This is a genomic window from Streptococcus sp. 1F3 (assembly GCF_054968985.1).
This window is the reverse complement of the sequence record NZ_JBUEQR010000106.1, coordinates 1-26,835: the sequence shown is the minus strand read 5'-3', so window position 1 is coordinate 26,835 and position 26,835 is coordinate 1. Positions and strand designations below refer to the sequence as shown.

General features: G+C 41.5%; 23 protein-coding genes, 2 pseudogenes and 1 other annotated feature. Of the genes and pseudogenes, 3 read left to right on the top strand and 22 right to left on the bottom strand.

The features are described 5' to 3' along the window. Nucleotides 1-246: 246 nt before the first annotated feature. The 22 genes and pseudogenes from ileS to ACVPON_RS09225 form a co-directional block, all read right to left on the bottom strand. On the bottom strand, nucleotides 247-3,045 hold the full coding sequence (gene ileS, locus ACVPON_RS09330) for an isoleucine--tRNA ligase (protein WP_462878355.1): 2,799 nt from the start codon (nucleotides 3,043-3,045) through the stop codon (nucleotides 247-249). A gap of 11 nt (nucleotides 3,046-3,056) precedes the next feature. Beyond that, complete coding sequence (locus tag ACVPON_RS09325) at nucleotides 3,057-3,497, bottom strand: GNAT family N-acetyltransferase (protein ID WP_462878354.1); 441 nt, start codon at nucleotides 3,495-3,497, stop codon at nucleotides 3,057-3,059. Nucleotides 3,498-3,530: 33 nt separating this feature from the next. After that, nucleotides 3,531-3,749: a binding site (T-box leader), on the bottom strand. Then, entirely contained in the window at nucleotides 3,745-4,446 is a 702-nt protein-coding gene (locus ACVPON_RS09320; RefSeq protein ID WP_462878353.1) for a DivIVA domain-containing protein, read from the bottom strand. It overlaps the preceding feature by 5 nt. A 6-nt stretch (nucleotides 4,447-4,452) precedes the next feature. Next, nucleotides 4,453-5,247: a YlmH family RNA-binding protein gene (locus tag ACVPON_RS09315; RefSeq protein ID WP_462878352.1), complete on the bottom strand. Its 795-nt coding sequence runs from the start codon at nucleotides 5,245-5,247 to the stop codon at nucleotides 4,453-4,455. Nucleotides 5,248-5,250: 3 nt separating this feature from the next. Then, nucleotides 5,251-5,508, bottom strand: coding sequence for a YggT family protein (locus tag ACVPON_RS09310; RefSeq protein ID WP_462878351.1), 258 nt, complete (start codon nucleotides 5,506-5,508; stop codon nucleotides 5,251-5,253). Nucleotides 5,509-5,513: 5 nt separating this feature from the next. Further along, nucleotides 5,514-6,047: a cell division protein SepF gene (locus ACVPON_RS09305; protein ID WP_462878350.1), complete on the bottom strand. Its 534-nt coding sequence runs from the start codon at nucleotides 6,045-6,047 to the stop codon at nucleotides 5,514-5,516. 11 nt (nucleotides 6,048-6,058) lie between these two features. Beyond that, nucleotides 6,059-6,730, bottom strand: coding sequence for a YggS family pyridoxal phosphate-dependent enzyme (locus ACVPON_RS09300; protein ID WP_462878349.1), 672 nt, complete (start codon nucleotides 6,728-6,730; stop codon nucleotides 6,059-6,061). Nucleotide 6,731: 1 nt separating this feature from the next. Next, nucleotides 6,732-6,887, bottom strand: a pseudogene (locus ACVPON_RS09295) (cell division protein FtsZ); the annotation flags it as partial. Nucleotides 6,888-6,968: 81 nt separating this feature from the next. Further along, a pseudogene (gene ftsZ, locus ACVPON_RS09290) lies at nucleotides 6,969-7,934 on the bottom strand (cell division protein FtsZ); the annotation flags it as partial. Between the two features lie 22 nt (nucleotides 7,935-7,956). Then, nucleotides 7,957-9,333: a cell division protein FtsA gene (ftsA, locus tag ACVPON_RS09285; protein ID WP_462878348.1), complete on the bottom strand. Its 1,377-nt coding sequence runs from the start codon at nucleotides 9,331-9,333 to the stop codon at nucleotides 7,957-7,959. 132 nt (nucleotides 9,334-9,465) lie between these two features. Continuing rightward, entirely contained in the window at nucleotides 9,466-10,494 is a 1,029-nt protein-coding gene (locus tag ACVPON_RS09280) for a cell division protein FtsQ/DivIB (protein WP_462878347.1), read from the bottom strand. 1 nt (nucleotide 10,495) lies between these two features. Next, on the bottom strand, nucleotides 10,496-11,563 hold the full coding sequence (locus ACVPON_RS09275) for a UDP-N-acetylglucosamine--N-acetylmuramyl-(pentapeptide) pyrophosphoryl-undecaprenol N-acetylglucosamine transferase (protein WP_462878346.1): 1,068 nt from the start codon (nucleotides 11,561-11,563) through the stop codon (nucleotides 10,496-10,498). 3 nt (nucleotides 11,564-11,566) lie between these two features. After that, on the bottom strand, nucleotides 11,567-12,925 hold the full coding sequence (gene murD, locus ACVPON_RS09270) for a UDP-N-acetylmuramoyl-L-alanine--D-glutamate ligase (RefSeq protein WP_462878345.1): 1,359 nt from the start codon (nucleotides 12,923-12,925) through the stop codon (nucleotides 11,567-11,569). Between the two features lie 271 nt (nucleotides 12,926-13,196). Then, nucleotides 13,197-13,478 (bottom strand): DUF3165 family protein, encoded by a 282-nt coding sequence (locus ACVPON_RS09265; RefSeq protein ID WP_462878344.1) that lies wholly within the window; start codon nucleotides 13,476-13,478, stop codon nucleotides 13,197-13,199. Between the two features lie 4 nt (nucleotides 13,479-13,482). Further along, nucleotides 13,483-15,333, bottom strand: coding sequence for a translational GTPase TypA (gene typA / locus ACVPON_RS09260; RefSeq protein ID WP_119877051.1), 1,851 nt, complete (start codon nucleotides 15,331-15,333; stop codon nucleotides 13,483-13,485). A gap of 285 nt (nucleotides 15,334-15,618) precedes the next feature. Continuing rightward, complete coding sequence (locus ACVPON_RS09255; RefSeq protein ID WP_462878343.1) at nucleotides 15,619-16,287, bottom strand: lysostaphin resistance A-like protein; 669 nt, start codon at nucleotides 16,285-16,287, stop codon at nucleotides 15,619-15,621. 98 nt (nucleotides 16,288-16,385) lie between these two features. Beyond that, nucleotides 16,386-17,114, bottom strand: a complete 729-nt coding sequence (locus tag ACVPON_RS09250) for a DUF3169 family protein (RefSeq protein ID WP_462878342.1) — start codon at nucleotides 17,112-17,114, stop codon at nucleotides 16,386-16,388. Between the two features lie 528 nt (nucleotides 17,115-17,642). Then, nucleotides 17,643-17,858 (bottom strand): helix-turn-helix transcriptional regulator, encoded by a 216-nt coding sequence (locus ACVPON_RS09245; protein WP_462878341.1) that lies wholly within the window; start codon nucleotides 17,856-17,858, stop codon nucleotides 17,643-17,645. Nucleotides 17,859-18,099: 241 nt separating this feature from the next. After that, nucleotides 18,100-20,718: an alanine--tRNA ligase gene (gene alaS / locus ACVPON_RS09240; RefSeq protein ID WP_462878340.1), complete on the bottom strand. Its 2,619-nt coding sequence runs from the start codon at nucleotides 20,716-20,718 to the stop codon at nucleotides 18,100-18,102. 21 nt (nucleotides 20,719-20,739) lie between these two features. Further along, nucleotides 20,740-21,234 (bottom strand): LURP-one-related/scramblase family protein, encoded by a 495-nt coding sequence (locus ACVPON_RS09235; protein WP_462878339.1) that lies wholly within the window; start codon nucleotides 21,232-21,234, stop codon nucleotides 20,740-20,742. 201 nt (nucleotides 21,235-21,435) lie between these two features. Next, entirely contained in the window at nucleotides 21,436-22,470 is a 1,035-nt protein-coding gene (locus ACVPON_RS09230) for a peptidylprolyl isomerase (protein WP_462878338.1), read from the bottom strand. 61 nt (nucleotides 22,471-22,531) lie between these two features. Then, the gene (locus ACVPON_RS09225) at nucleotides 22,532-23,251 is read right to left on the bottom strand and encodes an O-methyltransferase (RefSeq protein ID WP_462878337.1); all 720 of its coding nucleotides are present in this window, start codon (nucleotides 23,249-23,251) and stop codon (nucleotides 22,532-22,534) included. 300 nt (nucleotides 23,252-23,551) lie between these two features. Between ACVPON_RS09225 and ACVPON_RS09220 the strand changes: the two genes are divergently transcribed. The 3 genes from ACVPON_RS09220 to ACVPON_RS09210 are packed head-to-tail and all read left to right on the top strand — an operon-like array spanning nucleotide 23,552 to nucleotide 26,642. Further along, nucleotides 23,552-25,531, top strand: a complete 1,980-nt coding sequence (locus ACVPON_RS09220) for an ABC transporter permease (RefSeq protein WP_462878336.1) — start codon at nucleotides 23,552-23,554, stop codon at nucleotides 25,529-25,531. Then, the gene (locus tag ACVPON_RS09215; protein ID WP_462878335.1) at nucleotides 25,528-26,151 is read left to right on the top strand and encodes an ATP-binding cassette domain-containing protein; all 624 of its coding nucleotides are present in this window, start codon (nucleotides 25,528-25,530) and stop codon (nucleotides 26,149-26,151) included. The genes ACVPON_RS09220 and ACVPON_RS09215 overlap by 4 nt, the downstream gene beginning before the upstream one ends. Further along, entirely contained in the window at nucleotides 26,148-26,642 is a 495-nt protein-coding gene (locus ACVPON_RS09210; protein ID WP_462878334.1) for a hypothetical protein, read from the top strand. The genes ACVPON_RS09215 and ACVPON_RS09210 overlap by 4 nt, the downstream gene beginning before the upstream one ends. Nucleotides 26,643-26,835: the final 193 nt, after the last annotated feature.

Sequence of the window (26,835 nt, the reverse complement as noted above, 5' to 3'; positions counted from 1 at the left end):
TGAAAACTTTAAAAAACGCATTTTGATTGCTTTAAACGTAAAGAAAGAGAGAACGAAGTTCGTCCTCTCACGATGTTAGCTTTTCATCAACCCACTACAGTTGACAAAGAGCCAAAACAAATCACTATAATGGACAGCCACCACCAAAGAATCCAGGCTATAAAAGAGGGAATCTATCCGATTCCCTCTCACTTCTTATAATAGTGCAATCATTTACAGGTAATAAAGAGCATCTTCATACCTAGCTTATTTTGCTTCAAATCCTTCTGCTACAGCTTCTGGGAAGTTTGCTTCAAGCACAGCGGCACAGTGGTCACAAACAGTAGCTAGATGTGGATTACTATTTGTGCCAACGCTTGGATCCAGACGACGACAACGCTCGCAGACCTCTCCTGCTGCCCGCTCAACGCTAAAGGCTACCTCTTCAAAAACAAGGCTGTTAGCTGGAGCTTCTCCATCTACGACTGTCAAGTTTGATACGATAAGGAGCTGGGCCACATCGCTATTGAGTGCATCTAGCAATGCTTTCATCTCTTTATTTGGATAAACAGTCACATGAGCTTCAAGAGACTTACCAATCACTTTTTCTGCCCGTGCTTCTTCCAAAGCCTTTTGGGCCTTGGTCCGGAAGTCCATAAAGCCTGCCCACATGGTCAAGATTTCTTCTTGGTTTTCAAAACTTTCTGCTTCTGGCAATTCAGCTAATTGAACAAAGTCCTCTACCTCATGCTCCAAGTAAGACCAGATTTCCTCTGCTGTATGTGGCAAGATTGGGGTTAAGAGCTTGGTCAATTTAACTAAAATATCATAGAAAACTGTCTGCATTTGACGACGCTCAAGCGATTTAGCACCCTCAATGTAGACCACATCCTTGGCAAAATCCAGATAGAAGGCTGATAAGTCAACAGTTACAAAGTTGACAATCGTCTTATAGATGTCTAAGAACTTGAAGTCAGCATAGGCCTGTCGAATGCTAGCCACTACTTGATTAAAGCGGATGGTCATGTACTGATCAACAGAGCGCAACTCCTTATAAGATACAGTATCTGCTGATGGTACAAAATCTGAGGTATTGGCAAGCAAGAAACGGAGGGTATTTCTAATTTTTCGATAGGTTTCAGATACTTGGTTCAAAATATCCATAGAAATCCGAACGTCATTGCTCGTATCAACACTCGTCACCCAGAGGCGCAAAATTTCTGCCCCGAATTGTTTTTCAACATCGCTTGGCAAGATTGTATTTCCAAGAGATTTAGACATCTTCTCCCCTTTTCCATCCAAGGTGAAACCTTGAGAAAGGATTTGTTTGTAAGGGGCAATACCATTTGCCGCAACAGAGGTGATGAGCGAAGAGTTGAACCAACCACGGTACTGGTCAGAACCTTCCAAGTACAAATCCGCTGGATAGCTTAACTCTAGGCGGGTATTCAAGACACCATTCCATGAAGAACCTGAATCAAACCAAACGTCCATAATGTCTGTTTCCTTGGTAAAGGTCCCATTTGGAGATCCCGGATGGCTAAAGCCTGCTGGCAAGAGATCCTTAGCCTCTTTCTCCCACCAGATGATCGAACCATGTTCTGCAAAGAGCTCTGCTACATGTTCAATTGTCTCTTCATTCATAATAGGGGTTCCATCTTCTGCATAGAAGATTGGAAGAGGCACTCCCCAAGCACGCTGGCGAGAGATGACCCAATCACCACGATCACGAATCATATTATAAAGGCGAACCTTTCCCCATTCAGAATGGAAGGTCACTTTTTCGATTTCATCTAAGATATCCTGACGGAATTTTGAAACAGAAGCAAACCATTGTGGCACTGCACGCCAAATAATTGGTTTTTTGGTCCGCCAATCAAATGGGTAGGAATGGGAGATTTCTTCTTGGGCAAGGAGCAAGTCCCCTAATTTGTCAATAACCGTTGGGACTACTTTTTCATAGAATTGTCCCTCAAAATCCGGACCGGCATCTTCAGTCATGATTCCACGTTCATTGACAGTAACTGCCACTTCTAGACCGTATTTAACTCCGACATTGTAGTCATCCTCACCAAATCCAGGGGCAGTATGGACAATCCCTGTACCTGAGTCAAGAGTAACGTGGTCACCATTCATAACCAATTCTTCATGCCCTTTATCCCATGGATGTTCTGTCACAATCCGATCTAGTTCTTGTCCCTTATAACTTGCAACAACTTGTGGATTTTCCCAGCCAAAACGCTCTGCCAGACTGTTCAATAATTCAGCTGCAAGGACAAATTTACGGTCATCATTTTCAGGTTTAACCACGACATACTCAAAGTCAGCTCCCATGGTCAATCCACGAGAAGCGGTAATGGTAAAGGGGGTCGTCGTCCAAACCACAATATAGGTATCTGTATCCAAGATTCCCTTACCATCTTTGACCCGATTCGCATAATAAAGAGAGGTGGATACCAAATCATGGTATTCGATTTCTGCTTCTGCAAGTGCTGACTCGGATGACCATGACCAATAAACTGGCTTTGCACCACGGTAGATATAGCCTTTTTTCGCCATTTCACCAAAGACACGGATTTGTGCTGCTTCGTAGTCTGGCGTCAACGTCACATAAGGATTCTCCCAATCACCAGACACACCAAGGCGTTTGAAGTCCTCACGCTGTTTTTCTACCTGACTAAGGGCATAATCACGACACATCTTGAGGTATTCAACCAAGTCCATTTCCTTGCGCTTTACCCCTTGTTTTGCCAAGACTTGCTCGATTGGTAAACCATGCGTATCCCATCCTGGAACATAGGGTGCATAAAAACCTGACATCGACTTCGAACGCACAATGATATCTTTTGAAATCTTATTCATAGCATGCCCAACATGAATGTTTCCATTAGCATATGGAGGGCCATCATGCAAAACAAAATGTGATTTCCCTGCGTTTAAATCCTGACGTTTTTGGTAGAGCTCTGCTTCTTCCCATTCCTTTTGCCATACGGGTTCTTTTGTTGGCAAGCCGGCACGCATTGGAAACGCTGTTTTTCCAAGATTGAGGGTTTCTTTTAATTTCATAAATACTCCTTTTAAAGTTCTAAAGTCATGACAATTTCATTGGTGGCTAGACCTGTCGACTGAAAGCCCAAGCCATCTAAAATCCCACGCATTTTGTGATTTCCGACCACATAACTGGTAATGAGATGGCTGCAAGCAGGATCATTCCTTGCCCTGCGAATAACCCACTTCAAGGCTTCCTTGCCATAACCACGGTTCTGATAGGCTTGATCAATCATCAAGCGCCAAATCAAATAACTCTCCTTCTCCTCTTCCTTCAGTAATAGGAGAAAGCCCACTACCCGTTTTCCTGCTAGAATGGCTAAGGGCTCAAAGGTCTCCTTTTCACGATAGAGCCAAGCTTGAGCGAGCGAATAGAGATTGGAAGCCAAGCGGCGTTCATCTTTTTGGGCAACCGACAGCTGGATAACCGCTTCAAATGTTGTTTCATCTACTAGTTTTAATTGAATCATATCACTTATTTGTAAACATAAAAAACCTCCGTCAAAAAGGACGAAAGTTCGTGGTACCACCTTAGTTCAGATAGGCAGACTTCGCCTATCCCTCTTTTGCTTGATAACGGAAAGCAAACCGTTTTCCCCTACTATCTTCAAGGAAAATCCAATAGAATGATAATCAGATAGCTAGGGAATGTAGGTCTTCCACCGTCACCTACTCGCTCGAAATATGTCTATCTCATCCTGTTTCTATTATACTGGTCTATTCTTCTGTTGTTTCTTCTTGAACGTCAGCCTGTGCTGCTTCTTGTTCAAGAGCTTCTGCCTGTTGAACCAATTCAGCTATTTCTTCGGCTGACAGCTGACGCGTTACATCCAAACCATCTTCAGGAGCATCGACTGACTCAGCCAAGGCTTCTTCTAATACTTCACGGAAGGCTTCATCGCTGGTCTGTAAGTAAGAAGCAGTTGGACGTAAAATCTCCTCCCACTCAGGTGAATCAACTAAGGCCAATTGGCTCTCAATCGTTGACTTCAGACGTTGATGGAAGATACGTGTCTTATTCTTCAACTCCTCTGTCTCAACCGCTACTTTTTTCGCATTATCCGTTGCAGTCCGTAAAATATCATTCGCCTTATCCTTGGTTGCATTGAGCAAGGCTTGATTATCGTATTCTGCTTGCTTGATAATATTCGATGCCTGCTCTTTAGCAGCAATCTTGACTTTTTCAGCTGTATCCTGTGCCAAGATAACAGACTGGCTTAATGATTCTTTCAACTCATCAAAGTAGGCGAGACGATCCTGCAATGATTTAATCAGCATCTCTTGCTCATGATTTTTCCGCACAAGCTCTTCATAATCATCGGTCACAATGTCCAAAAATTCTTCCACTTCTTCCGGATCATATCCTCTAAATTTAGTGCCGAATGTCTTATCTTTTAGCTCTAATGATGTAAGTACCATAATTCTCTACTTTCTAATAACTTCTATTTCTACTTTTACTTTACCATGTTTGGAATATCCGACAATTGCCTTGACACGAACTCTACCAAAATCCCTGACACTAACTAATTGCCCCTCTTCTAGAAGCTTTCCTGCTTGTAGAACTGGAGAGTAATCAACCTTCACCTGTCTAGTCTCAATCAACTGACTGGCCTTGGAACGTGCTATCCGAAAAACGGTCGCAACCAACTTATCAAGTCGCAAGCTCGATACGAGAATCTGCTCAAGACTAGCTTCCGATAAGGGTTCAAGCACTACCGATTGAATCGCATGCTCCTTGAAACTCACAGGTACCCGACCAATCTTTTCAACTTCGCTCATCAAAAGTGGAACAAAACGCTTATCCAATAAGACATAGGTGTGTCCTTCCTCCAAAAGAATATCTCCAATATACTCACGCCTCACTCCCAAACGATTGATTAGGGTTCCTAAAATCTGAGAATGGGTTAAGGTCACATATTTTTGCGGATAGAAGATTTCGACTATTGCCATTTCAAAATCTTCCTCATCCAAGGTATAGTAATCTGGTGCGATAATACTGCGCGAATATTCTGTGGCTAGTAAATCACGACTAGTCCAATATCTTAACTGGAAATAAGTTGCGATAGACTGCGCTATCTCATCCTGCTTGGGATTCAAGAACGGCGTGAGCCGATAGGAATAGGTTCGATCCACCTGCTGGCAGTCATCGACGACCTTTTCAATAAAGGCTTTTTCTTCCTTTGGAAAATGCTGGAATAATTGCTGATAAGTTGGATTCATCACTTATATATAAACAAGTTGGACCAAGATTTTCGACAGAAGCTGGATCAAAAACAACACCAAGACAATAGTCCAATCTAAGCCTAAAAATTGTAGCTTAAAGCGCTGAAAAGGGGCTAAAATCGGTCTGACAAGACTAGTGAGTAAGCGTCCAATTAAACTGTCATAAGCATTCGGAAACCATGACATAAAAGCGAAAGCAACTAAAAGATAGGAATAAAGCTTTAATGCTTCTAATAGGATTAAAATCACAAATGCCATGGCTCTTACCGCTTCATATCAAAGTCAAAAGATGCCTCTGACGCATAGTGGGGAGCTGTAGAACGAAGCTCTTCCATATTGACCGTTACTTTTGCTGGCGTCAATAGCCACATAGTATTGGACACCTTTTTCAAATTTCCTGAAAGAACCGAACGGGCACCATCCAAATAGTCCAGACAGCGACGAGCTTGTGTTTCAGACATATGTTGGAAGTCAATCAAAATACTAGCATCATCAATTAACAATTGTACAATTTCTGGTGCATCTTCATACCGTTTAGGGTACTTGATATCAATCGTTGATTTGCCTGTCATTGTCTTTACAACCTGCTGTTCTTCTGGGTGTCTTGTAACTGGTTTTGCAACCGTTTGAGAGCGCATAAACTTAGAAGGTTCCACAGACGGCTCCACCTCATGCCTAGGCATAGAAGCTACTCTCATCTTAGAGCTTTCATTCTCTAAGCCATAGGCTTCTTGCTCCCTCTCATCATCTATTTCAAAGTAATTGATTATATTTTTAAATGTATCTTTAAAAGCCACGTTTTTCTTCCTTATTTAAAAAATGCTGTTCCAATACGGATAAAGGTTGCTCCACAGGCAATGGCCTCTGCAAAATCCCGACTCATTCCCATACTGAGTTCAGTAAAAGGCATATGAGGGAGGTTACGGACTGCCAATCTCTCCTGCAGTTTTTTTGCTTCTGAGAAAATACTCATCAGTTCTACATGGCTCGCTTCAAAAGGTGCCATTGTCATCAAACCGACCACTTCCACCTTATCAAGAGGTACGAATTGCTCCAAGACTTCCTCTAACTCCTCCACTCGAAAACCATGCTTGCTCTCCTCTTTAGAAATGTTGACTTGTAGAAAGCATTTCACGGTTTTTGTAGCTCGTTTTTGTATTTCCTGGGCTAATTTGACCGAATCCAAAGCATGAAAGTAATCAACATAGTCAATCACATCTTTTACTTTTCTTCGCTGCAAACTTCCAATCAAGTGCCAAGTTACGGGATAGGCTGATAAAGCCTGATATTTCTCTAAAAATTTATCGACACGATTTTCACCAATGTGCTGAATCCCCGCAGATACCAAGTCCTTAGTAATAGAGCTGTCAACATACTTGGTGACAGCTATTACATTGACTAAGTCTTGAGAACGATGTGCATCTTTTTGAGCCTGCTCAAGAGCAACAAATACAGCATCTTTATTCTGTTGTATATTCATCTTATCGATTTCTAAAGAATGGTGGAGTATCTAACTCATCTTCTTCCTCATCCATCGCAAATTTTTCAACTGAAACTGTTGAATGATTTGTGCTTTCAGTCGGACGAAGAATATTTTCACGACGCAAGTCCCATTCACCAAAGGCTGAAGCTTTAGAAGCTCCCGCTTCTGCTGGTGCTGTTGGTTTCGAAGCCGAGCGACCGACCGGTGCATAATCCATACGTTGACGAGCTGATTTTTCAGCTGTTTCTTGACGCACACCTGTTGCGACAACTGTTACACGGATTTCATCTTTCATCGTTTCATCGATAGAAGTTCCAAGCCAAATGTTAACCCCTTGACCTGCTGCTTGATGAACAATTTCAGAAGCTTCCTCTGCTTCTGTCAAGGTCATATCGTAACCACCTGTTACATTGACAATGACATCATTTGCACCATCAATTGTTGTTTCAAGAAGTGGGGAATAGATAGCCTTGCGGGCTGCTTCTACGACACGTTCTTCACCTGAACCGATACCGATCCCCATGAGGGCATTCCCCTTATTTTCCATCACTGTCTTCACGTCAGCGAAGTCCAAATTGATCAAACCAGGGTTGGTAATCAAGTCTGTAATACCTTGTACCCCTTGGCGTAGAACATTATCCGCTTCACTAAGTGCTTCTAAAAGTGGCGTTTTCTTGTCTACAATTTCAAGGAGATTGTTGTTTGAGATAATCAGTAAGGTATCAACTTGTTCACGAAGACCTTCAATTCCTTCGATTGCAAAGCTACCACGTTTATTTCCTTCAAAGCCAAACGGACGAGTGACAACTGCAACTGTCAAAGCACCCAAACCTTTTGCAATACGTGCGATTACTGGTGCAGCACCTGTCCCTGAACCGCCCCCCATACCTGCTGTAATGAAGACCATATCTGCGCCTGTCAGTACATTGGTAAGAGCTTCTTCACTTTCTTCAGCCGCCTTGCGACCAACCTCAGGTTGCCCTCCAGCACCGAGTCCACGAGTCAATTTAGGACCTAATTGGATAACGGTTTCAGCTTTTGAACTGCTAAGGGCTTGAACATCTGTATTAGCCGCGATAAATTCGACACCAGAAACGCCTTCTTCAATCATGCGGTTAATAGCGTTTCCGCCACCACCACCAACACCAATAACTTTAATGACAGCACCATGAGCTGCTGCTGCTTCAAATGAAAATGTCATCGTTTCATCACCTTTTCTTTTCTTATTCAAACATGCTTCCAAACAAACCACGAATGCGATCTGTAATTTTCACTTTTGATTCTTCCTCTTCTGTCTCCGCATAAGAAGTGTAGGGACCATCCTCAACTGGTTCAGGAACAACCTCTCTTGGAACTTCTTTAGGAATGGACTGGACAGTCGGACGAACAGTTGGTGTGTCATATGGAATATCGATTGGTTTTTGTCGAAGCGTTGCTTCACCGTTCACAGCTGATTGAGCAATCATTTCAACTTCATCTAGGCTACCTACATACTCCACCAAGCTGATCACTGGGGCAAAGGCTGGATTGCGGATTCCAATCTGATTAGGTACATAAAGCTTCGTATTGACCCCAAAAATTTCTTGAGCAAGTTCTGTAATACCGGGTAAGACTGCCACTCCACCAACTAAGACGATCCCACCTGGCAAGTCTAAGGCGCGCGTCCGCTCTAGATCTTGCTTCACACGAGTGAAGATTTGACGCAAACGGGCTGAAATCACTTCTGACAGGTAGCGCTCCGTCACTTCTACTGGAGCGGATTCCCCGATTACTTCAACCATGAATTTCTCTTTTTCACTCGCCTCTTGAGGGTAGGCAATTCCATAATTAAACTTCAAGTTTTCAGCAATGCTTTGAGAGGTGGTCAGTACTTTAGAAATATCCTTGGTGATATAATCGCCACCCTCTTGATAAATATTGGTGTATTGCAATTCCTGACCACGCATAACGGCAACTGTTGTTTGCCCACCACCGAGGTCAATAACGATGGCACCGAATTCTTTTTCACCTTCATTGAGAACGGAACGTGCTAATGAGAGCGGAGAGATGACAACATTTTCTACTTGAACGCCTGCACGCTCAACTGTCTTGCGTAAATTGTGTAAGATTGTACGTGGACCAGTGTAGAGCATTCCACGCATCTCCAAACGAATTCCCATCATTCCACGAGGGTCTTTGATGCCTTGGAAACCATCTACTACAAACTCTTCTGGTATAAAGGAAATGACTTCACGCTCTGGCGTCATGCTCTTCGTCAGAGCCGACTTCACAACATTTTGCACATCCAAGTCTGTAATTTCTTGCGAATCTGTTGTCACGGGAATCATGCCTTGAGTAGGCTCTATCTGCAGGAGGTTTGCTGGTAAACCAACATTTACCTTATCAATCCGGATACCTGCCTTTTCTTCAGCTTGTGCAATCGCTGTTTTAATCGCATTTGCTGCCACATCAATATTGACAATGATTCCATCTTTCACGCCTGAGCTTTTGACATTGCTCACGCCAATCACATTCATTTCACCTTCTACATATTCTGCAACCAAGACTTTAACGGAGCTTGTACCGATATCTAATCCCGTGAAAAAGCCATTTCTAGCCATCCTGTCAGTCCTCTCTTACTTCTCAATCTTTTTAAGAATTTTTAGTTCCATGTTTAAATATAATTATTCACTCTCCATTATACCATACAATATCAAAAAATGGGGATAAAAACCTTTTTTCTGTTATTTCTTCTATTTTGCATAGCTAAATGCACCGACCTCCATGTCCACGATACTCGGAACAGAAAGTTGCTTGGCTATACCAGAGTAGTAAGGGAGTTTCGTATCAATTTCACTGAGGGGAAGGAGCACGGTATGCCCATCGTACATAGACATCGTCAGTAAATCAGCCGTTACCTTGCTAGGAGTCAGCTCTATACTCTCAATATTACGAAGTATTTCTGTATCAATTGATGCTAATTGTAGCGCTAGCTCCTTAACCAAATCTTTATCTGCTATGTTGATAAAGGTATAGCGTTCAGGTAAGGCTTCGTTGGTAAGCGTCGTCTCTGAAATAGCTCCACTAGACAAGACCAGACGATAGCGATCGGTCTCTTTTAGATACCCGACTTCAGCGAACTCTTCAAGCTCAATCGTAAACCGATTGGGGAATTGAAAAGTCATCTTATCGGTCTTAACAATATTGCTGCTATTTTTGATAGTAGCTTCAATGCTTTTAGCCTGTAGTAAGGTTGTCAAAACATAGTCTTTATCAGAAATCTGGCTGTAAGCAAGAACCGTTTTCGCATCGAGAAGTTGATTGCCAACCACCTCAATCTTCTTTTCTTTACTCAAAGGACTGATAAAATAAACAGCCAACAGCATAGCCATGATCGCTAGCAACATAATAGGACTAGCTTGTAAGAGGATCTTGCGGGAAATCGGATTAGGTTCCGTTCCTCTCTTTGGTTCCAGCGCTTGAACAGAATGGAGCTTGTCGCGCTTTCTCTTTGCTTCTTCTTTTACTTTCTCGCCAGGGAGCAGGGCTGTTGCTTCAGGCTTTTCTTCCTCTTTCGCTGACTCAGTTTCTTGCTGGCTCGCCAAATAAGCCTGATGCCTTTCCTTCCATTGGGCAAGAAAATCACTTTCTGCTCCAACTTCAGTGTCAGATTCCGTCTCGGTTTCGGTTTCAGGCCTTGGTTCTTCTACTTGGCTTTTCGCTTCTTCTTGCTCTTCTTGCGCTACCTGTTTGACCTCTTCCAAGGAGTCCTTTTCTGTCATTCTATGCCTTTCTATCTATATCTGTCTTCAATAATTGATAAAAATGATCAACGGTTTGAATCTCTGTCGAATGCTTCATTCGCTCGATATAGCTTTCTTTTTCTTCCAACAATTGCTCCACTGCTCCCAATACGTTTTCAAGTGTGAGCTGGCTTTCTTCTAATTGCTTAGCATAGCCTTTTTCTTCAAAATAACGGGCATTTTCTAGCTGGTCTCCACGACTAGCCTGACGCCCCAATGGAATGATTAGGTGTAGTTTTTGCATCGCAACCAGCTCAAAAATCGTATTTGAACCACCGCGAGTAATGACCACGTCAGCCTCTTTCATCAAGGGTTGGTATAAATCCGTCACATAATCCACCCGATACAATCTCCTTGACAAGTGATTCAGACTTGAATCCCCTGTCAAATTGATGATATTAAAGCGCTCAGTTAAGGCAGCCTGATGCTGGCTAATCAACTCATTAAAGACCTTAGCACCACCTGAACCACCCACAAAGAGCAGGGTGGGAACATCTTCATCAAACTGACTCAGCACTTCAGGAAGCTGAATCGGAGTGACATTGTTTACAGATGCCACCTTTGTGACTGCTCCTACGTGCTTGACCTTATCCAAGTCCGCACTCTGCTCAAAGGTACTATACATAGTCGTTGCAAATTGATAAGCAATTTTATTAGCCAAGCCCATGGACAGATCCGACTCATGAATAAAGACAGGAATGCCCAGAAGACGAGAAGCGATGACTGGCGGAACAGATACAAAACCACCCTTTGAAAAGAGGGCTTGCGGACGAATCGCCAGTAAAATCACAATGGACTGGACAATTCCCCATGCCACCTTAAAAACATCTAGCAGGTTTTGCCAAGAAAAATAGCGACGCAGTTTTCCTGTGGCAATTCCATGAAACTGAACATCCAGTCCTGCTTGAAGCAATTGCTGATACTCAATTCCCTTGCGATCACCAATGTAATGCACTTCCCAACCATCCTTGAGAAAGCGTGGAATCAATAAGAGGTTTAAGGTCACATGTCCGACTGTCCCTCCCCCAGTAAAGACTATCTTTTTCATATGCTAGTTATTTCCCTTCAATTCCTCAATGGTCTGGAGGAAGCTATCTCCACGGACTTCAAAATTGGCATACATGTCCCAGCTAGCATTGGCAGGACTGAGCAAGACAATATCTCCTGCTGTCGCTAGTTGATAAGCCTTTCTAGTTGCATCTGCCACATCTTGAGCATCTGTATAAGGCACAGCAGCTTTATGGGCTGCACGTTTGAGCCGTGGAGCAGATTGTCCCAAGATAACCATATGTTTCAAGCCCACTAAATCAGGCACCAACTCATCAAATTCATTGCCACGATCGAGCCCACCTGCAATCAAAATAACCCTGGCATTCTCAAAACCTGACAAAGCTTTTTGGGTCGCTAAGATATTGGTTGACTTACTATCATTATAGAAGGTCACTCCTTTAATTTGACCTGCCTCTTGTAGACGGTGCTTGACCCCACCAAAAGTAGAGAGAGCCTCTTTAATCGCTAAATTATCAACCCCCAGCATCTTAGCAACTGCAATAGTGGTCAGGGCATTTTCAATATTGTGGCTACCTGGTACCCCCAATTCGCTAGCAGCCATTATTCTCTCTCCCTTAAAGTAGAGTTGGTCAGCTACCAAGTAGGCCCCGTCAACAGGTTCTTGTGTCGAAATCGGAACCACTTGTGCCTTGGTCTGATGAACCAGTGACGCTGCAATTTCCTGATTCATATTGAGAATAACAAAGTCATCTTCCGTCATTTGCTCTTGAATCCGCCATTTGGCTGCCACGTATTCTTCAAATGAACCATGGTAGTCAAGATGCGTTGGCATCAAATTGGTGATCACTGCGATATGGGGATGAAAACTCTCTGTTCCCATCAGTTGGAAAGAGGATAATTCCATGACTAAGAGATCACTTGCGCCTACATCTTGAGCAATGGTTGAAGCAGGTAGCCCAATATTGCCACATAGTCTAGCGGATTTTTGACCCTGTTTGAGAACTTCAGCAATCATCGTTGTCGTCGTCGTTTTCCCGTTTGAACCAGTGATTCCGATGATCGGAGCTTCTGAGACAAGATAGGCCAACTCTACCTCAGTCCAGACAGGAATACCCTTTTCTAGCGCCTTTTCCACCATAGGATTGTCATAAGGAATCCCTGGATTTTTCACAAGTAAGGCAAAGTCTTCCTCCAGTAATTCCAAGGGATGACTGCCACAAATCACACGGATTCCCGCTTCTAATAGAGCCTGGGCTGTTGGATTTTCTTCAAAGGGTTTGCCGTCATTGACGGTTACAATTGCCCCTAATGTATCCAATAAACGTGCCGCTGCCTCGCCAGACTTGGCAAGCCCCAAAACTAAGACCTTTTTATTTTCAAATCGTTTTATCTGCTGCATATTTCTACCATACTTTCTATACCTAGCCTATCTATTTTACATTGAATACGCTCCTTTTTCAAGCGAAAGAAGGCAAAAAAAGAGAGGAAACCTCTCACAGTATCGCAAACGACCGCAACCTATCTTTTTCCTAGCATTTTCAGTCCGAGCTCAGTTCAATTCGTCAATATAGACTAGAAGATTATAAAAGGAATAAAAGACAAAAAGAAACCCTAACTCCAATAGGAGAGCTAGAGTTTCCACCTTTCATGACATACAAAAGTACTGAATCCTAACGGTAACGATAGGGTCTTCTTGGACTTGTTCGCCGTTTCACTGGCTTGTCTAAGAAATAAATATCACGCATGGCAGACAGTCCCACCACGACCATTCCGATAACCAGCCACATTTCGGGTGGAGATTGCAAAACCTTCAAAAAAGCCAGTAAAAGAGTAATCAAAAGCCCGACAACGACGAATACTGCCGCCACCACATTCATGGTTCCTTTGATGTTGCTCGGTGCCACAAAGATGTAGAATAGTACCAACATAATGGCAACAATTAGATAGAACATCGGCTTAGCCCTCTTCAGCTGCTAATTTTTTCTTCTTAGCAGCCTTATCACGCTCTGCTTTATTTAAAATTTGCTTCCGTAAACGGATGGATTCTGGTGTCACTTCCATGTATTCATCGTCATTCAAAAATTCAAGTGATTCTTCCAAGGTCAAGATACGTGGTGTTTTTATGACTGCAGTTTGATCCTTGGTTGCTGAACGGACATTGGTCATGGCTTTGGCGGTTGTAATATTAACCGTCAAATCATTTTCTCGCGAATTTTCACCGATGATCATCCCCTCGTACACTTCTGTCCCTGGATTAACAAAGATTGTACCACGCTCTTCAATCCGCATAATGGAGTAGGTCGTTGCTTTTCCTGCATCAATTGAAACCAAGGCACCACGGTGACGGCCTCCAATCTCACCTGGAACTACTGGAAGGTATTGGTCAAAGGTATGGTTCATGATTCCATATCCACGGGTCATTGAAAGGAATTCTGTTGAATACCCAATCAACCCACGAGCTGGAACTAGAAAGACCAAGCGAGTTTGACCATTTCCTGTCGCCTGCATATCAAGCATTTCACCCTTACGCTCAGATAGGCTTTGAATAACGGAACCTTGATATTCTTCGGGAGTGTCAATTTGCACACGCTCAAACGGCTCCATTTTCACCCCATCGACTTCCTTGATGATCACTTCTGGACGTGATACCTGAAGTTCATAACCTTCACGTCGCATCGTTTCAATCAAGATAGACAAGTGCAATTCCCCACGACCTGAAACAGTCCATTTATCTGGTGAGTCCGTTGCATCAACACGGAGTGATACATCTGTTTGTAACTCCGCCAAAAGACGCTCTTCAACCTTACGTGAAGTAATCCATTTCCCTTCCCGACCTGCAAATGGTGAATTGTTGACAAGGAAGGTCATCTGAAGAGTTGGCTCATCAATCCGAAGCACTGGCAAGGGCTCAATCACATCTGTAGGAGTGACCGTCTCTCCAACGAAAATGTCTTCCATACCAGAAACAGCAATCAAGTCCCCTGCTTTTGCCTCTTGAATTTCCTTGCGTTCAAGACCAAAGAAACCAAAGAGTTTGGTCACGCGGAAGTTCTTTGTTGTCCCGTCCAATTTAGAAAGGGTGACTTGATCCCCAACCTTTACGGTTCCACGAAAGACCCGACCAATACCGATACGACCGACAAAATCATTGTAGTCTAGAAGTGACACTTGGAATTGCAAGGGTTCATCTGAATTGTCTACAGGAGCTGGAATATGCTCGATAATCGTATCAAAAATCGGTGCCATTGTCTCTTCTTGATCTGCTGGATTATCAGAAAGAGAGGAGGTTCCATTGATTGCCGATGCATATACCACTGGAAATTCCAATTGGTCATCGTCTGCTCCCAACTCGATGAAGAGTTCCAAGACTTCATCTACGACTTCTGCAGGACGAGCAGAAGGCTTATCTATTTTGTTCACAACTACGATTGGCGTCAGGTTCTGCTCCAGCGCTTTTTTCAATACAAAACGGGTCTGTGGCATCGTTCCTTCATAGGCATCAACAACAAGGACCACTCCGTCAACCATTTTCATGATCCGCTCTACTTCCCCACCGAAGTCTGCGTGTCCAGGTGTGTCCATGATATTGATGCGAGTGCCATTATAAGCAACTGCCGTATTTTTCGCAAGAATAGTAATACCACGCTCTTTTTCAATATCATTTGAATCCATCGCACGCTCATCAAGCTGTGTACGCTCATCAAGTGTTTGAGATTGTTTTAACAACTCATCGACCAAGGTTGTTTTTCCATGGTCAACGTGAGCGATGATTGCGACATTACGAATATCATTTCTTAAATTTGTCATATCTGCCTCTACTTTGTTTAGTTTAACTAAAAAAGTATACCACAGATTTCCATAAAAAGCACTGATAAGCTAATTGTAAGTGTTTTCTTTTATTTTCGGGAAGAAAAACAATCATATTCTTATACGCAACATAAATGAATGGAAAAACCTGAGAACTGTTCTAGTGAACTAGTATTTCTCAATGAAATCTTCTATTCGACCGCCTATTTTGCTACAGGTGTTGTGAACGCCATTCACTTTACGGATACGCTTGGTACGCTTTGAGTTTTTTACGGGCTTTGTATCTTATAAGACGATCATGATAAAGGATAAGAGGTTATTGGCAGCATGTAAGCCCATTGAATACCGTAAATCACGTTTGGCAAGATAGAGCCAAGCTAAGGAAGCTCCCATGGTAAAGTAAATCAGAAAATCTGACAGCATGCGTGGTCCATGCACTAAGCAAAAGAGGCTACTAGTCAAAACAAAATAGAGGATGAGGCTACTCTTCTTGGTCAAATTTGAAAAGAAATAACCTGCAAACAAGCCCCTAAAAATCAGCTCTTCCATAATCGGTGCGAAAATGACAACTGCAAAGAAAGAAAAGAAGGGCTGGGCTAAAACCTCATTGACCACTAGTTTCTGATTATCGCTCGGAGGGATTGGTAACAGTAACTGAACAATAAGTAAAAGAGCAAACAATCCTAGTGGAAAAAGGACATTAGACATCCAAGGTTTAGGGAGTTCAATCTTAATCACCTGCTTCTTATAGACCCGATTCCAATGGAGATAAGATAGGGCTGTCAGATAAATCAGCCCAAAGACACCAAAAACGATAGCCATTGTTTGAGCATAGGAAGCAGGAATATCTGCTTGTCCAGACAATTCACTACCAGCCAGCAAAAAACTTCCCCCTATCAAATAGCCCATTAGACCCGCAAACCACAAACCAATATTGGCAACTAATTTTTTCATCCGTTTTCTCCTTCTAACATCAAGTCGTGAGGGTTTTTTCAAATCCCAAGTTTTTCATGAGAGTGATAAACATCATTCCTAGACATAGGACCATCACTCTATTTAAAATAATTCCGTACCTGCTTGAATTGGTTGATATTCATATAAATATGGATAAAGGCAACAACTACGTAAGCACTAAATTGTAGCTCTCCAGTTATCAAGGATAGGGCAAAGAGAACCAGATAGGTCAGCGGAAGTACCTGCTGATTCAACTGGAAAAGAGTTAAAAAACTATTTTCAAAGACAGCCTCCTTCTCTCCCTCATCATAGGAATAGATATAGTCCTTCACTTCTTGAGGAATAGCAAAAGCACTCATCTTATATTGTCTCACCTTACTCATCACTCTTACTAGGAGGATCTGCAAGCCCGTCATTAGAAAAAGCAGTCCCAAGTCAAAAGGAATAAAAGTAAACTGATAGCCTGTCTGCGTTGATGTTCCTGTGACTCCTAAGAACAGATTTAAAATAGTCAGAACCTGTGCCACATTGCAGCCAATCTGTGCATACTCAATGGAACGAAATGTTTGCCGATAGATCACATCATAGACTTCTTCATCCAACTCTTCCCTAGTGTACCGCTCATAGGATTGATTGCTCACTCTTATTAAATAACAACTCCAACCTGCTATAACGATTAAAACTCCCCTACTCAGCCATAAAAGTGGCTCTTTTATCAATTCCAATGAAAAGGATTCACCTATATATCCAACGACTGCTCCCACTATAAAAACGCTAAGAAAGCCAGCTAGTGCATATTTACCAAAAAACGTTACTCGTTGTTGCATTATTTCTCTCCTTTATTGTATTCCTATAAGACAAGCAACCTCCCTCAAGGTTTTTATCCCTCATTTTGAGCCGAAGGTCTCAAAAATCCTAGAGGCTGGCATGTCTTTTAACCCCACTTCGTCTGCTGTCATTTTGCACAGTTCGACTGATTCGTACATTCTATTTTAGGACGAAAGGACTGTATCATTTTTCCATCTTTCTTTTATACTCATTTCGTTTACCTTTTATTGCTTCAACGATTGTGGAAATACGTTTCCTCATTTCCAACTTCCAATCATCTTCCAGATGAATTGTGGAAATTCCGTTTCCTTATTTCCCGCTTCCAATCATCTTCCAGATGAATTGTGGAAATTCCGTTTCCTTATTTCCCGCTTCCAATCATCTTCTAGATGAATTGTGGAAATTCCGTTTCCTTATTTCCCGCTTCCAATCATCTTCCAGATGATTGGAACTCACTCTGCCCTACTCCAGTAGCGCCTGCATCGTTTTCTAGTACTAAAAGGAAACGAAACAAGTATATACTGAACTTATCGCCCCACTTTTTCTTCCACCAAACAAAAGACCTGCTCCAAGGGTTCTTGGAAAATCTGCGCAATCCGTAAGGCAATGACAACAGAAGGGGTATACTCTCCCCGCTCAATCAAACTAATGGTCTGCCGCGAGACTTGAGCTAGCTTGGCTAGTTCTGTCTGATTATAGCCATCTCTAGCTCGCAATTCCTTGAGCCTATTTTTTAAAACCATCAGCGTCTCCTTTCTATCCATCTCTTATCTCGATTTTATTGTAACATATCTTTTACCAATTGACAACTATTGTTGTCAATCCGAAAATATCAAATTCCTAAAATTCTTCTTCCACATCCATCATAGTCTTCCAAGAAATGCAGCATTCAAAGAAAATCCTTGCCTCACCAATCCACTAACATCACAACATCACCCTCGTACCTACAAAAAGAACCGAGACAAGCTCGATTCTTTTATCTACTTATAGCTGATTGCCTACTGCGGCTAAGAGTTGACCGATAGCCGAAGCATCACTTCCTCCTGCCATAGCCATATCTGGTTTTCCACCACCACGACCTGAGACAATTGGGGCTAACTCCTTAATCAGATTGCCAGCATGGACCTGCTGGGTCTTACTTGCGACAAGAACATTGACTTTGGACTCAATCGCTGCAACTAGAACCAACACATCTGAATATTCTTTTTGTTTCCAGTTATCCGCAAAGGTCCGCAAGGCACCTGCATCTGATACTTCGACTTGCTTGGCAATATAGCGTACACCATTTGCTTCGTTCGTATCTTTGAACATATCGCCTGCGGCTGCTGCAGCTGCTTTTTCTTTCAGGGAGGTATTTTCCTTTTGTAGTTCACGCAACTGTTCTTGGAGGCTTGCAACCTTATTTGCTACTTCTTTCATCTGTGGTGCTTTTATGGTTGAAGCAACTGCTCTAAGCAATTCTTCTTCTTCACGATAGGCAAGAAAGGCTTCACGACTAGTAACAGCTAAGATACGACGTGTCCCTGATCCGATTCCTTCTTCTTTCAGAATCTTGAAGAGACCTATTTCAGCTGTATTGCCCACATGCGTACCGCCACATAGCTCAACAGAGTAGTCTCCAATCGTGACAACTCGAACCTCTTTGCCATATTTTTCACCAAAGAGTGCCATTGCTCCCATTTCCTTAGCTGTCTCGATATCCGTCTCCACTGTCACAACTGGAAGGGCTGCCCAGATTTGGGCATTGACTTCTTCTTCAATACGGCGAAGTTCCTCCGTCGTCACAGCTTCAAAATGGGTAAAGTCAAAGCGCAAGAATGCTTGTTCATTGAGGGAACCTGCCTGAGTTGCATGCTCACCAATTACATGATGAAGAGCTGCATGAAGCAGGTGGGTCGCCGTATGGTTTTTCATTACACGATGACGGCGTTGGGTATCAATGACAAGTGTATAAGTCCTACCCCTGTGCAATTCTCCCAATACTTCAGCAGTATGGAGGGCTTGACCGTTGGGCGCTTTTTGCACATCTTTGATACGAGCTACGAGAGCCCCAGCTTCATCAAGAATATTCCCATGATCTGAAACCTGTCCACCCATCTCCGCATAAAAGGGTGTCTGCTCAAAGACTAGCAAGGCTTCCCCACTGGATAGACGCTCCACACGCTCATTATCCGCAATCATAACCGTGAGACTGGCTGTTAATTCGTCTGCACCATAGACAAAGGTCGAGGCTTCTGTGATAGCTGCCAAGGTTTCATTTTGCATCCCCATTGAGCCCCCTTTGACAACAGAGGCACGCGCACGCTCTTGTTGCTCTTTCATGGCTAGCTTAAAGCCCTCATGATCGATCGCAAAGCCTTGATCTTCTGCCAATTCTTCTGTCAATTCAACTGGGAAACCATAGGTATCATACAATTTGAAAATATCTTTTCCTTCAAGGGTCGATTGACCTGCTTCCTTTAACTGAGCCAAGAGTTCATCCAAGTGGATAGACCCCGCATCGATGGTACGGGCAAAGGTTTCTTCCTCACGCCTTACAATCTTTTCGATAAATTCATGCTTTTCCAGCACTTCTGGATAGTAACTTTCCATAATGTGCCCTACTGGTAGGACCAAGCTATAGAGGAAAGAATCCTTAATCCCCAAACGACGTCCATGCATCACCGCACGGCGGAGCAAACGGCGAAGCACATAGCCACGCCCCTCATTTCCAGGAAGCGCCCCATCACCAATCGCAAACGAAAGGGCACGAATATGGTCTGCAATAACCTTGAAGCTCATATTATCCCCATCTGGATCATAGGGTTTACCAGATAATTTCTCCACTTCTCGAATAATGGGTATAAAGAGATCTGTTTCAAAATTGGTCTTTGCTCCTTGGAAAATCGCTGCCAAGCGCTCCAATCCTGCACCCGTATCAATATTTTTATTTGGTAATTCTTTGTACTCAGAACGTGGTACTTCTGGATCTGCATTGAATTGAGACAAGACGATATTCCAAATCTCAATATAGCGATCGTTTTCAATATCTTCTTCCAGAAGACGAATGCCGATATTTTCTGGATCAAAGGCCTCTCCACGATCAAAGAAAATCTCTGTATCTGGCCCAGAAGGTCCTGCACCAATTTCCCAAAAATTATCTTCAAGCGGAATCAAGTGACTTGGCTCAACGCCCAAAGCAAGCCAGCGATTATAGGAATCTGTATCGTCTGGATAGTAGGTCATGTAGAGTTTTTCTTTTGGAAAACCAAACCACTCTGGACTAGTCAAGAGTTCAAAGCCCCATTCGATAGCTTCATCACGGAAATAATCTCCGATAGAGAAATTCCCAAGCATCTCAAACATGGTGTGGTGACGAGCTGTTTTTCCGACATTTTCAATATCGTTGGTTCGAATGGACTTTTGGGCATTGGTAATCCGCGGATTTTCAGGGATTACCGATCCATCAAAATATTTTTTTAAGGTTGCAACCCCAGAGTTGATCCACAAAAGTGTCGGATCATTGACAGGGACAAGATTAGCAGATGGCTCTACGGCATGTCCTTTCGACTTCCAAAAGTCTAGCCACATTTGACGAATTTGGGCACTAGATAATTGTTTCATGTTTTCCTATTTCCTTTCCATTTACGTTGCAGCAGTTCTTACTACACTCCGCATCTCCTTTACATAATCGATTGCAATCACGAGGGCAATTGTACTATCTGCATAAGCATCTTCATAGACTGTTACTTGGTAGGTCGAAGTCAGCCGAAACCATTCTTGATCAATTTGAGCTACCACAAGACCATTGTGGAGTAGTTTAAACTTCATATCCCAGAAATCCCCAACCACTTCAAGTGCTAGGTTTTCAATTTCATAACGAGGTTTAAACCAAGAAGCCTTCTGCTGAATGATAAAGGGGGCTTGGCCTACAACTGTTACCTCAAAACGAGATAAAAACCAAGAGAAGGTTCGCTGAATGGTACCGACAACTTGGCCCCTAGCATCACGAATTTCAAAGCTCTTAAACAACTTCCAGAGACTACCCTCTACCTGATAATAAAGATTGCCACGGTCATCTTTTATATCAAACCGTCCACCCCGTGACCAAAAACGTTGCTGAATCTCAAATTGCTTCATCCTAGACCTCCAAAAAAGAAAAAACAAGAACACTAACGAAGGGCGAAAAACCGCGGTACCACCTTCATTCAATGAACTTGTCTGTCATTCTCATTTCCTATACCATTTTCACAGATTAAGTAGCAGGATATCCCACCTTATATGGCTCACACCGACCGCCAATTCTCTGAAATAAGGGGAGTTGGATATCCATTCCTAATCTTACTTGTCTGAACTTGATTCGTTTGTTTCAGAACTGCTTGAGGCTTCTGTTGAAGAAGCTGAGCTTGATTCATTTGTTTCAGAACTACTTGAAACTTCTGTTGAAGAAGTTGAGCTTGAAGCGTCATCAGTTGTGATGTATTGTGATAGGATACTTTGGAATGCCTGATCTTTCACTTTGACATTGGCTTTCTTAAAGGTTTCTGAAATCACATTTTTCACAAAGGTTGGGTCATTTTGTTTTGACTTGATAAAGCTATCTTTTAAGATATCCTTGTACTCTTTCCAATCAGCAGCTTTTTCTGATTTCGTATTCAACTTCACCACGTAGTAGCTGACTTGGTAATTCGAAAGGTTGATACTTTTAACAACAGAAGCACCTACTTGATCATTATTCAAGGCAAAGACAGCTGTCTTCACTTCTTCTGGTACAGTGGTTGACGTAGAGTCAAATTTAACCGTTCCACCATTTTCTTTCGTTGCAGCGTCTAGTGAATGATCTTTTGCCAACTGAGCAAAATCCGCCCCTTCAGCTTGTGCTTGCGCTAAGACTTCATTTGCTTTGGCTTCATCACTCAACTGAATGATTTGTGCCGTCACCTCTGGTGTGTAAGCGTCATAGGCTTCTTTGTACTTTTCATCTGTCAATTCTTTTTCAGCCGCTTCTTTTACTGCAACTTCAACCAGCTTGTTGGCACGGATTTGTTGCTTATAGCTTTCTTCTGTAAATCCTGCTGAGGTTAAAGCTGTGATAAAGGACTCGCCACTTTGTTTTGCTATTTTATCATAAACTTCGTCTACTTCTTTTGCAGACACCTTGTCTCCATACTCTTTCTCAAAGACATATTCAATCACCATTGATAAAAGCTCTTGTTGGGCCTGTTGCTTGGTCTTTACCCGTTCATAAAATTCAGATACGTCAATCGTATTGCCTTTCATGGTCACGATATCTTTACTAGCCCCATTTGAACAAGCTGCTAGCGTTACTGCTGCAAACAGGGTTACAGCACCTGCGAGAATTTTTTTAGTCTTCATGATGAATTTGTTCTCCTTTTTTATTAACCCTATCATTATACCATAAAGGTTTAAAAATTACTTAAATTTTTTCTGGACTTAACCGAACCTTTTCTACATTTTTTCTAAGCATGAGTAGACCGTCACTCATAGGTACTAAGCTAGCTGTCAAATCAGGATTATCCAAGGTTGCATCAAACAACGCTTGCAGGCCTCGATAGATGGTTCGCTGACCTCGGCGAACTTCCCTAATATCTCGTACAACATCTCCACCTTGGAAAATATCATCGAGAATAATCAAGCCTCCGACCTTTAGTTTCTTTAAGACTTCTGGCAAAAAGACGATGTATTTAGACTTGGCTGAATCCATAAAGACAAAGTCATAACTGGCATCTGCCAAGGTCGGTAAAATCTCCATGGCCTCACCCTCCAGTAATTCAATCTGATGTCGCTTGTCGTACCTATCGAAATTTTCCTTAGCTAAACCAATCATCTCTTCATTGCGATCAATGGTTGTAATCTTAGAAGCTGGACTGTTTTCTGCCATCAAAAGTGCAGAGTAGCCAATCGCAGTCCCAATTTCTAAAATAGCAGAGGGTTGTAAGACTTGCATCAATAGGCGAAAATAAGCCGTCGTTTCCCGAGGAATAATCGGAATATTTTCCTGACAAGCAAAGTCCTCCAATTCTTTTAAAAAGCCGGTATTTTGCGCCTGACGTGTTCGCATCATCTCCACAATTTCTTCCTTAACGACGGGACGGCGCATATTGTGGTTGGCGTTTTTACTATACGATTCTACCATTTTTTCAGTATATCATAAGGCACTTGCTCGGTCAACTTATCCTTTTCATACTCAATGCACAAAGAAGCAAGTAAATAGTTGAGTAAGAACCAGCACCTAGACTAGCTCTCTTTCTGCTACCACAGAAAGTCTTGTTTTTATTCCCAAAATCTTTCACTCCTATTTTGAAACCAAAACAAAATATGTTAATATATTATTAAAGAATGCATATTGGGATTACTTTAGATTTTCAAAATAGTAGACAAAAGCTAAAATACCCTATGATACTATAGGGTATTTTATACTGACAGGTAGGTGTTTATGAAATTAAAATTAGGTGTCATTGGCTTCTTCTTTTGTTTGATGGCTGCAATTGGTGTTATCAGTATTAGCGATACTCACAATCCAGTACCTTTAGCAATTGATGGTGCCTTTTCCATTCAAGGGGAAAGCAACCTTTCTAGTAAGGAAATCTACCAAACAATTAGTGACCTATCAAAAACGCAAAAAGTCACCATTTACAAGCCGATCGTTCAGAGTTCGGGTCAAGTCATCTATATAAACTTCAATGATACTGACTACGAACAATTAAAGTCTGCACCAATAACAGGAATGTATTATACCCTAGGAAAAATAGATTCAACGAGTTTACAAGCCCTTACGGCTACCGGACTACAAGCAATCTATATGGCTTACCCCTGGTATATAGGGGGAATCTTGCAATTCACCGGGGATTTAAGGTTCTTGCTCATGGTATCCATTTACTTAACTTTAGTAGTTGTTTTATTTGTTGTTAGAACGAGGCAGATTAAAGAAGGGATCATCAGACGCTCTTTAGGACTACCGGTATACAACCTAAGAAGGGATTATGTCATTTCGTTGACTTTTGAACTAGTCTTGATTGCCTTATTGATGCTTGCTTACAGTTCTTTTTGGGGTAGTGGGATCTTCACTTACAGTTCCAAATTATTTTTCGCCATGCTGTTCACGAATTTTGTCCTCTTTCAAATCGTGGACTTCATCACCTTTGTCCTCTTTTGGCTGACTATTAGAATGGAAAAACCAATTGAAATTATCAAAAATAAGGCAAAAAATAAACTACTCTTTATCATATGGCTGGTCATTATTTCTGGTATCATCATTATTTCAGGGATTTTTTTACAAGAAACCAAGATTAGCCAAGCAAGAATAAGCATTCAGATAGAACATTTAGAACCATGGAACTACGTGAAAAAATGGCAACGGCTAGAGTTGTTGGGGATTGAAAATCAATCTATTCATAACGGAGAAGTAAATACAAATGAGCAGTATCTACAGATAGCCAGCACCTTAAAAAATTTAGATTTTTTATATATTAACCCCTCTTCGGTATATATTCCAGATTATATGAAAAACTCTGATGTTGCAAAAGATTTTTCTAAAAGGTTAAAGAGCGATGGTATAACGAATCCAGAAGTAAACAAAGAGCTGATTTATATCAATCAAACAGGTGCTAGTGTACAAAATAAGGTGAATGGAACCAACTATCAAATTTTAAATCACAAGATAGCCACCCTCTATATTCCTGATAAATTCAAAGACAGTAGGGAATCCATTGAAAATACAGTTGTGGCAGAACAATTTACTGGGACAAGCTATACCAAAGAAGATCTTACAGTGCAAATCATTCCTAATGGAAAAAGAATTTTTTATTTCAACGAGCATGGGGACAATGATCATGAAAATAAAGATATTCCCCATTTAGCAGGTGCAGTAGATAGCAAAGATAACATCGTAGTTGTATTAGACACTGATAAAATGATCGAAAACAAGGATTTCTCTTTGGCAAGTAACATCGTCAATAACTCCCTTTTTAGTCCTGAAGCAATCAGGAAAATGAATGATAGGAGTGGTCATTTGAACTTTTCAATGGAGCCAGTAGACGTTTACCAAATTGTACAACTGAATCTTCAATCCTTAGAGCACCAAGTCTTTCTTTCAAAGATATTACAGAAGATTATTTACTCTATTGTCTTTCTCCTCATTTATCAATATACTCAACTATTGATAGCTTCAAAACAGAATGACTACGTGAAAAAAATAATTCTAGGCCTTTCAAAAACAGGTATCGCCATTTCTAGCCTCAAATATTTCATTTTGACGATTACATTGACTTTCCTATTGGCATTTGTAATGACCAAACAGATCGAACTACTAACGATTGGTGCTACTTCTTTAATCGTTTTAACGTTTTCAACCCTATTGAGTTTTAGAAAATTATCTAGAAAATACACTCAAATTTTAAAAGGAGATGAACAATGACCATTGACATTTTGAATGTTACGAAAAAATTCGGTTCAAAAGAAATATTTACAGATTTAAATGTAAGCTTTGAAGCTGGAAAAAGCTATGCCTTAATTGGAGGTTCTGGTTCAGGAAAAAGTACACTTCTCAATATCATCGGAAGATTAGAAAAAATCGACAGTGGAACTGTTTTAGTTGATGGGCAGGATATTTGGAAAACAAAAGAACGAACTTTCTTTAAACATACTATTGGGTATGTATTCCAAAATTATTCTTTAATCGAAAACAAAACAGTCTATGAGAATTTGAAACTCATCAATAAAGACAAAAACATAATCGCTGAGGTACTTGAAAAAGTAGGACTGTCTAGTGACTATTTTAATCAGAAAATCTATGAATTATCTGGGGGACAAGCTCAGCGTGTAGCCATTGCAAGAATGTTCTTGAAACCACGTAAAATTATTTTAGCAGATGAACCTACAGGAGCCTTAGATAGTGAGATTGGAAAAGAAATCATTCATTTATTACTAAATGAAACAGCTGAAGACAAATATGTGATTATCGCAACCCATGACCCTGCTGTCTATAATAGGGTTGATTGTATCATCAATATGAAAGATATAGGAAGTAAGATATGAAAAAGAAACTCTGCATCGCTTTTCTAGCGTTAACTGGAATACTCGTTATCGTCCTATTTGGAAAACAAGTACTAAAAAACAATACTCCAAATAAACCTACGGTAGATTTAACCGTCTATACGATTTCTGCTAGTGATACAAAAAAATGGACTGAAGTACGACAAGTAGAAACAGCTGATGCTCTCTACCTGATAACAGTAAAGGAAGCCACCTCCTCAGAAGAAGTCTTCTCCAACATCATTGAAGATGGAACTGCTATGGGTTTCGGGGTTCGTGAAGAAGAAGTTCAAGAATTTAACAAGCATTTAGGAGAAGAGACCATAGAAGATTCTAAGCATAATCAACTCATTGAATTAGAATTTTTCACCTTTTCTAATGAGGAAGAGGGATTTGTCGTGGCAAATTTTGACTACGGAAAAGAAGAATTGAATGCTCAGAAACAAGGAAAACAAAAACTCTACAAAACCCTATATGAAGCTGTTAAGGGATAAGGACGCTAGTACCATAAATAGCATGGCATATTTTAACCTATTAAATAAAAAATATAGATTTGATTAGATGATTTTATTGATCTTAAAACCCTCCCTTAGTGAACTGCTCCCTGTCAAGTGGACAATGAAATAATAAAAGATTAGGCGACGGCCTTGTTCCTCATTTCAAGAGGTGCAAGGCCGTTGTTGCGCT

Bases quoted from the DNA above. Each gene is read 5' to 3' on its own strand.
- ACVPON_RS09275 (WP_462878346.1), bottom strand. From the start codon at position 11,563: ATGAAAAAGATAGTCTTTACTGGGGGAGGGACAGTCGGACATGTGACC.
- ACVPON_RS09235 (WP_462878339.1), bottom strand. From the start codon at position 21,234: ATGAAGCAATTTGAGATTCAGCAACGTTTTTGGTCACGGGGTGGACGG.
- ACVPON_RS09245 (WP_462878341.1), bottom strand. From the start codon at position 17,858: ATGGTTTTAAAAAATAGGCTCAAGGAATTGCGAGCTAGAGATGGCTAT.
- ftsA (WP_462878348.1), bottom strand. From the start codon at position 9,333: ATGGCTAGAAATGGCTTTTTCACGGGATTAGATATCGGTACAAGCTCC.
- ACVPON_RS09280 (WP_462878347.1), bottom strand. From the start codon at position 10,494: ATGACAGAAAAGGACTCCTTGGAAGAGGTCAAACAGGTAGCGCAAGAA.
- ACVPON_RS09255 (WP_462878343.1), bottom strand. From the start codon at position 16,287: ATGAAAAAATTAGTTGCCAATATTGGTTTGTGGTTTGCGGGTCTAATG.
- ACVPON_RS09215 (WP_462878335.1), top strand. From the start codon at position 25,528: ATGACCATTGACATTTTGAATGTTACGAAAAAATTCGGTTCAAAAGAA.
- ACVPON_RS09250 (WP_462878342.1), bottom strand. From the start codon at position 17,114: ATGCAACAACGAGTAACGTTTTTTGGTAAATATGCACTAGCTGGCTTT.
- ACVPON_RS09315 (WP_462878352.1), bottom strand. From the start codon at position 5,247: ATGAATCCAACTTATCAGCAATTATTCCAGCATTTTCCAAAGGAAGAA.
- murD (WP_462878345.1), bottom strand. From the start codon at position 12,925: ATGCAGCAGATAAAACGATTTGAAAATAAAAAGGTCTTAGTTTTGGGG.
- ileS (WP_462878355.1), bottom strand. From the start codon at position 3,045: ATGAAATTAAAAGAAACCCTCAATCTTGGAAAAACAGCGTTTCCAATG.
- ACVPON_RS09325 (WP_462878354.1), bottom strand. From the start codon at position 3,497: ATGATTCAATTAAAACTAGTAGATGAAACAACATTTGAAGCGGTTATC.
- ACVPON_RS09230 (WP_462878338.1), bottom strand. From the start codon at position 22,470: ATGAAGACTAAAAAAATTCTCGCAGGTGCTGTAACCCTGTTTGCAGCA.
- ACVPON_RS09300 (WP_462878349.1), bottom strand. From the start codon at position 6,730: ATGAATATACAACAGAATAAAGATGCTGTATTTGTTGCTCTTGAGCAG.
- ACVPON_RS09210 (WP_462878334.1), top strand. From the start codon at position 26,148: ATGAAAAAGAAACTCTGCATCGCTTTTCTAGCGTTAACTGGAATACTC.
- ACVPON_RS09265 (WP_462878344.1), bottom strand. From the start codon at position 13,478: ATGTTCTATCTAATTGTTGCCATTATGTTGGTACTATTCTACATCTTT.
- ACVPON_RS09220 (WP_462878336.1), top strand. From the start codon at position 23,552: ATGAAATTAAAATTAGGTGTCATTGGCTTCTTCTTTTGTTTGATGGCT.
- typA (WP_119877051.1), bottom strand. From the start codon at position 15,333: ATGACAAATTTAAGAAATGATATTCGTAATGTCGCAATCATCGCTCAC.
- ACVPON_RS09320 (WP_462878353.1), bottom strand. From the start codon at position 4,446: ATGGTACTTACATCATTAGAGCTAAAAGATAAGACATTCGGCACTAAA.
- ACVPON_RS09225 (WP_462878337.1), bottom strand. From the start codon at position 23,251: ATGGTAGAATCGTATAGTAAAAACGCCAACCACAATATGCGCCGTCCC.
- alaS (WP_462878340.1), bottom strand. From the start codon at position 20,718: ATGAAACAATTATCTAGTGCCCAAATTCGTCAAATGTGGCTAGACTTT.
- ACVPON_RS09310 (WP_462878351.1), bottom strand. From the start codon at position 5,508: ATGGCATTTGTGATTTTAATCCTATTAGAAGCATTAAAGCTTTATTCC.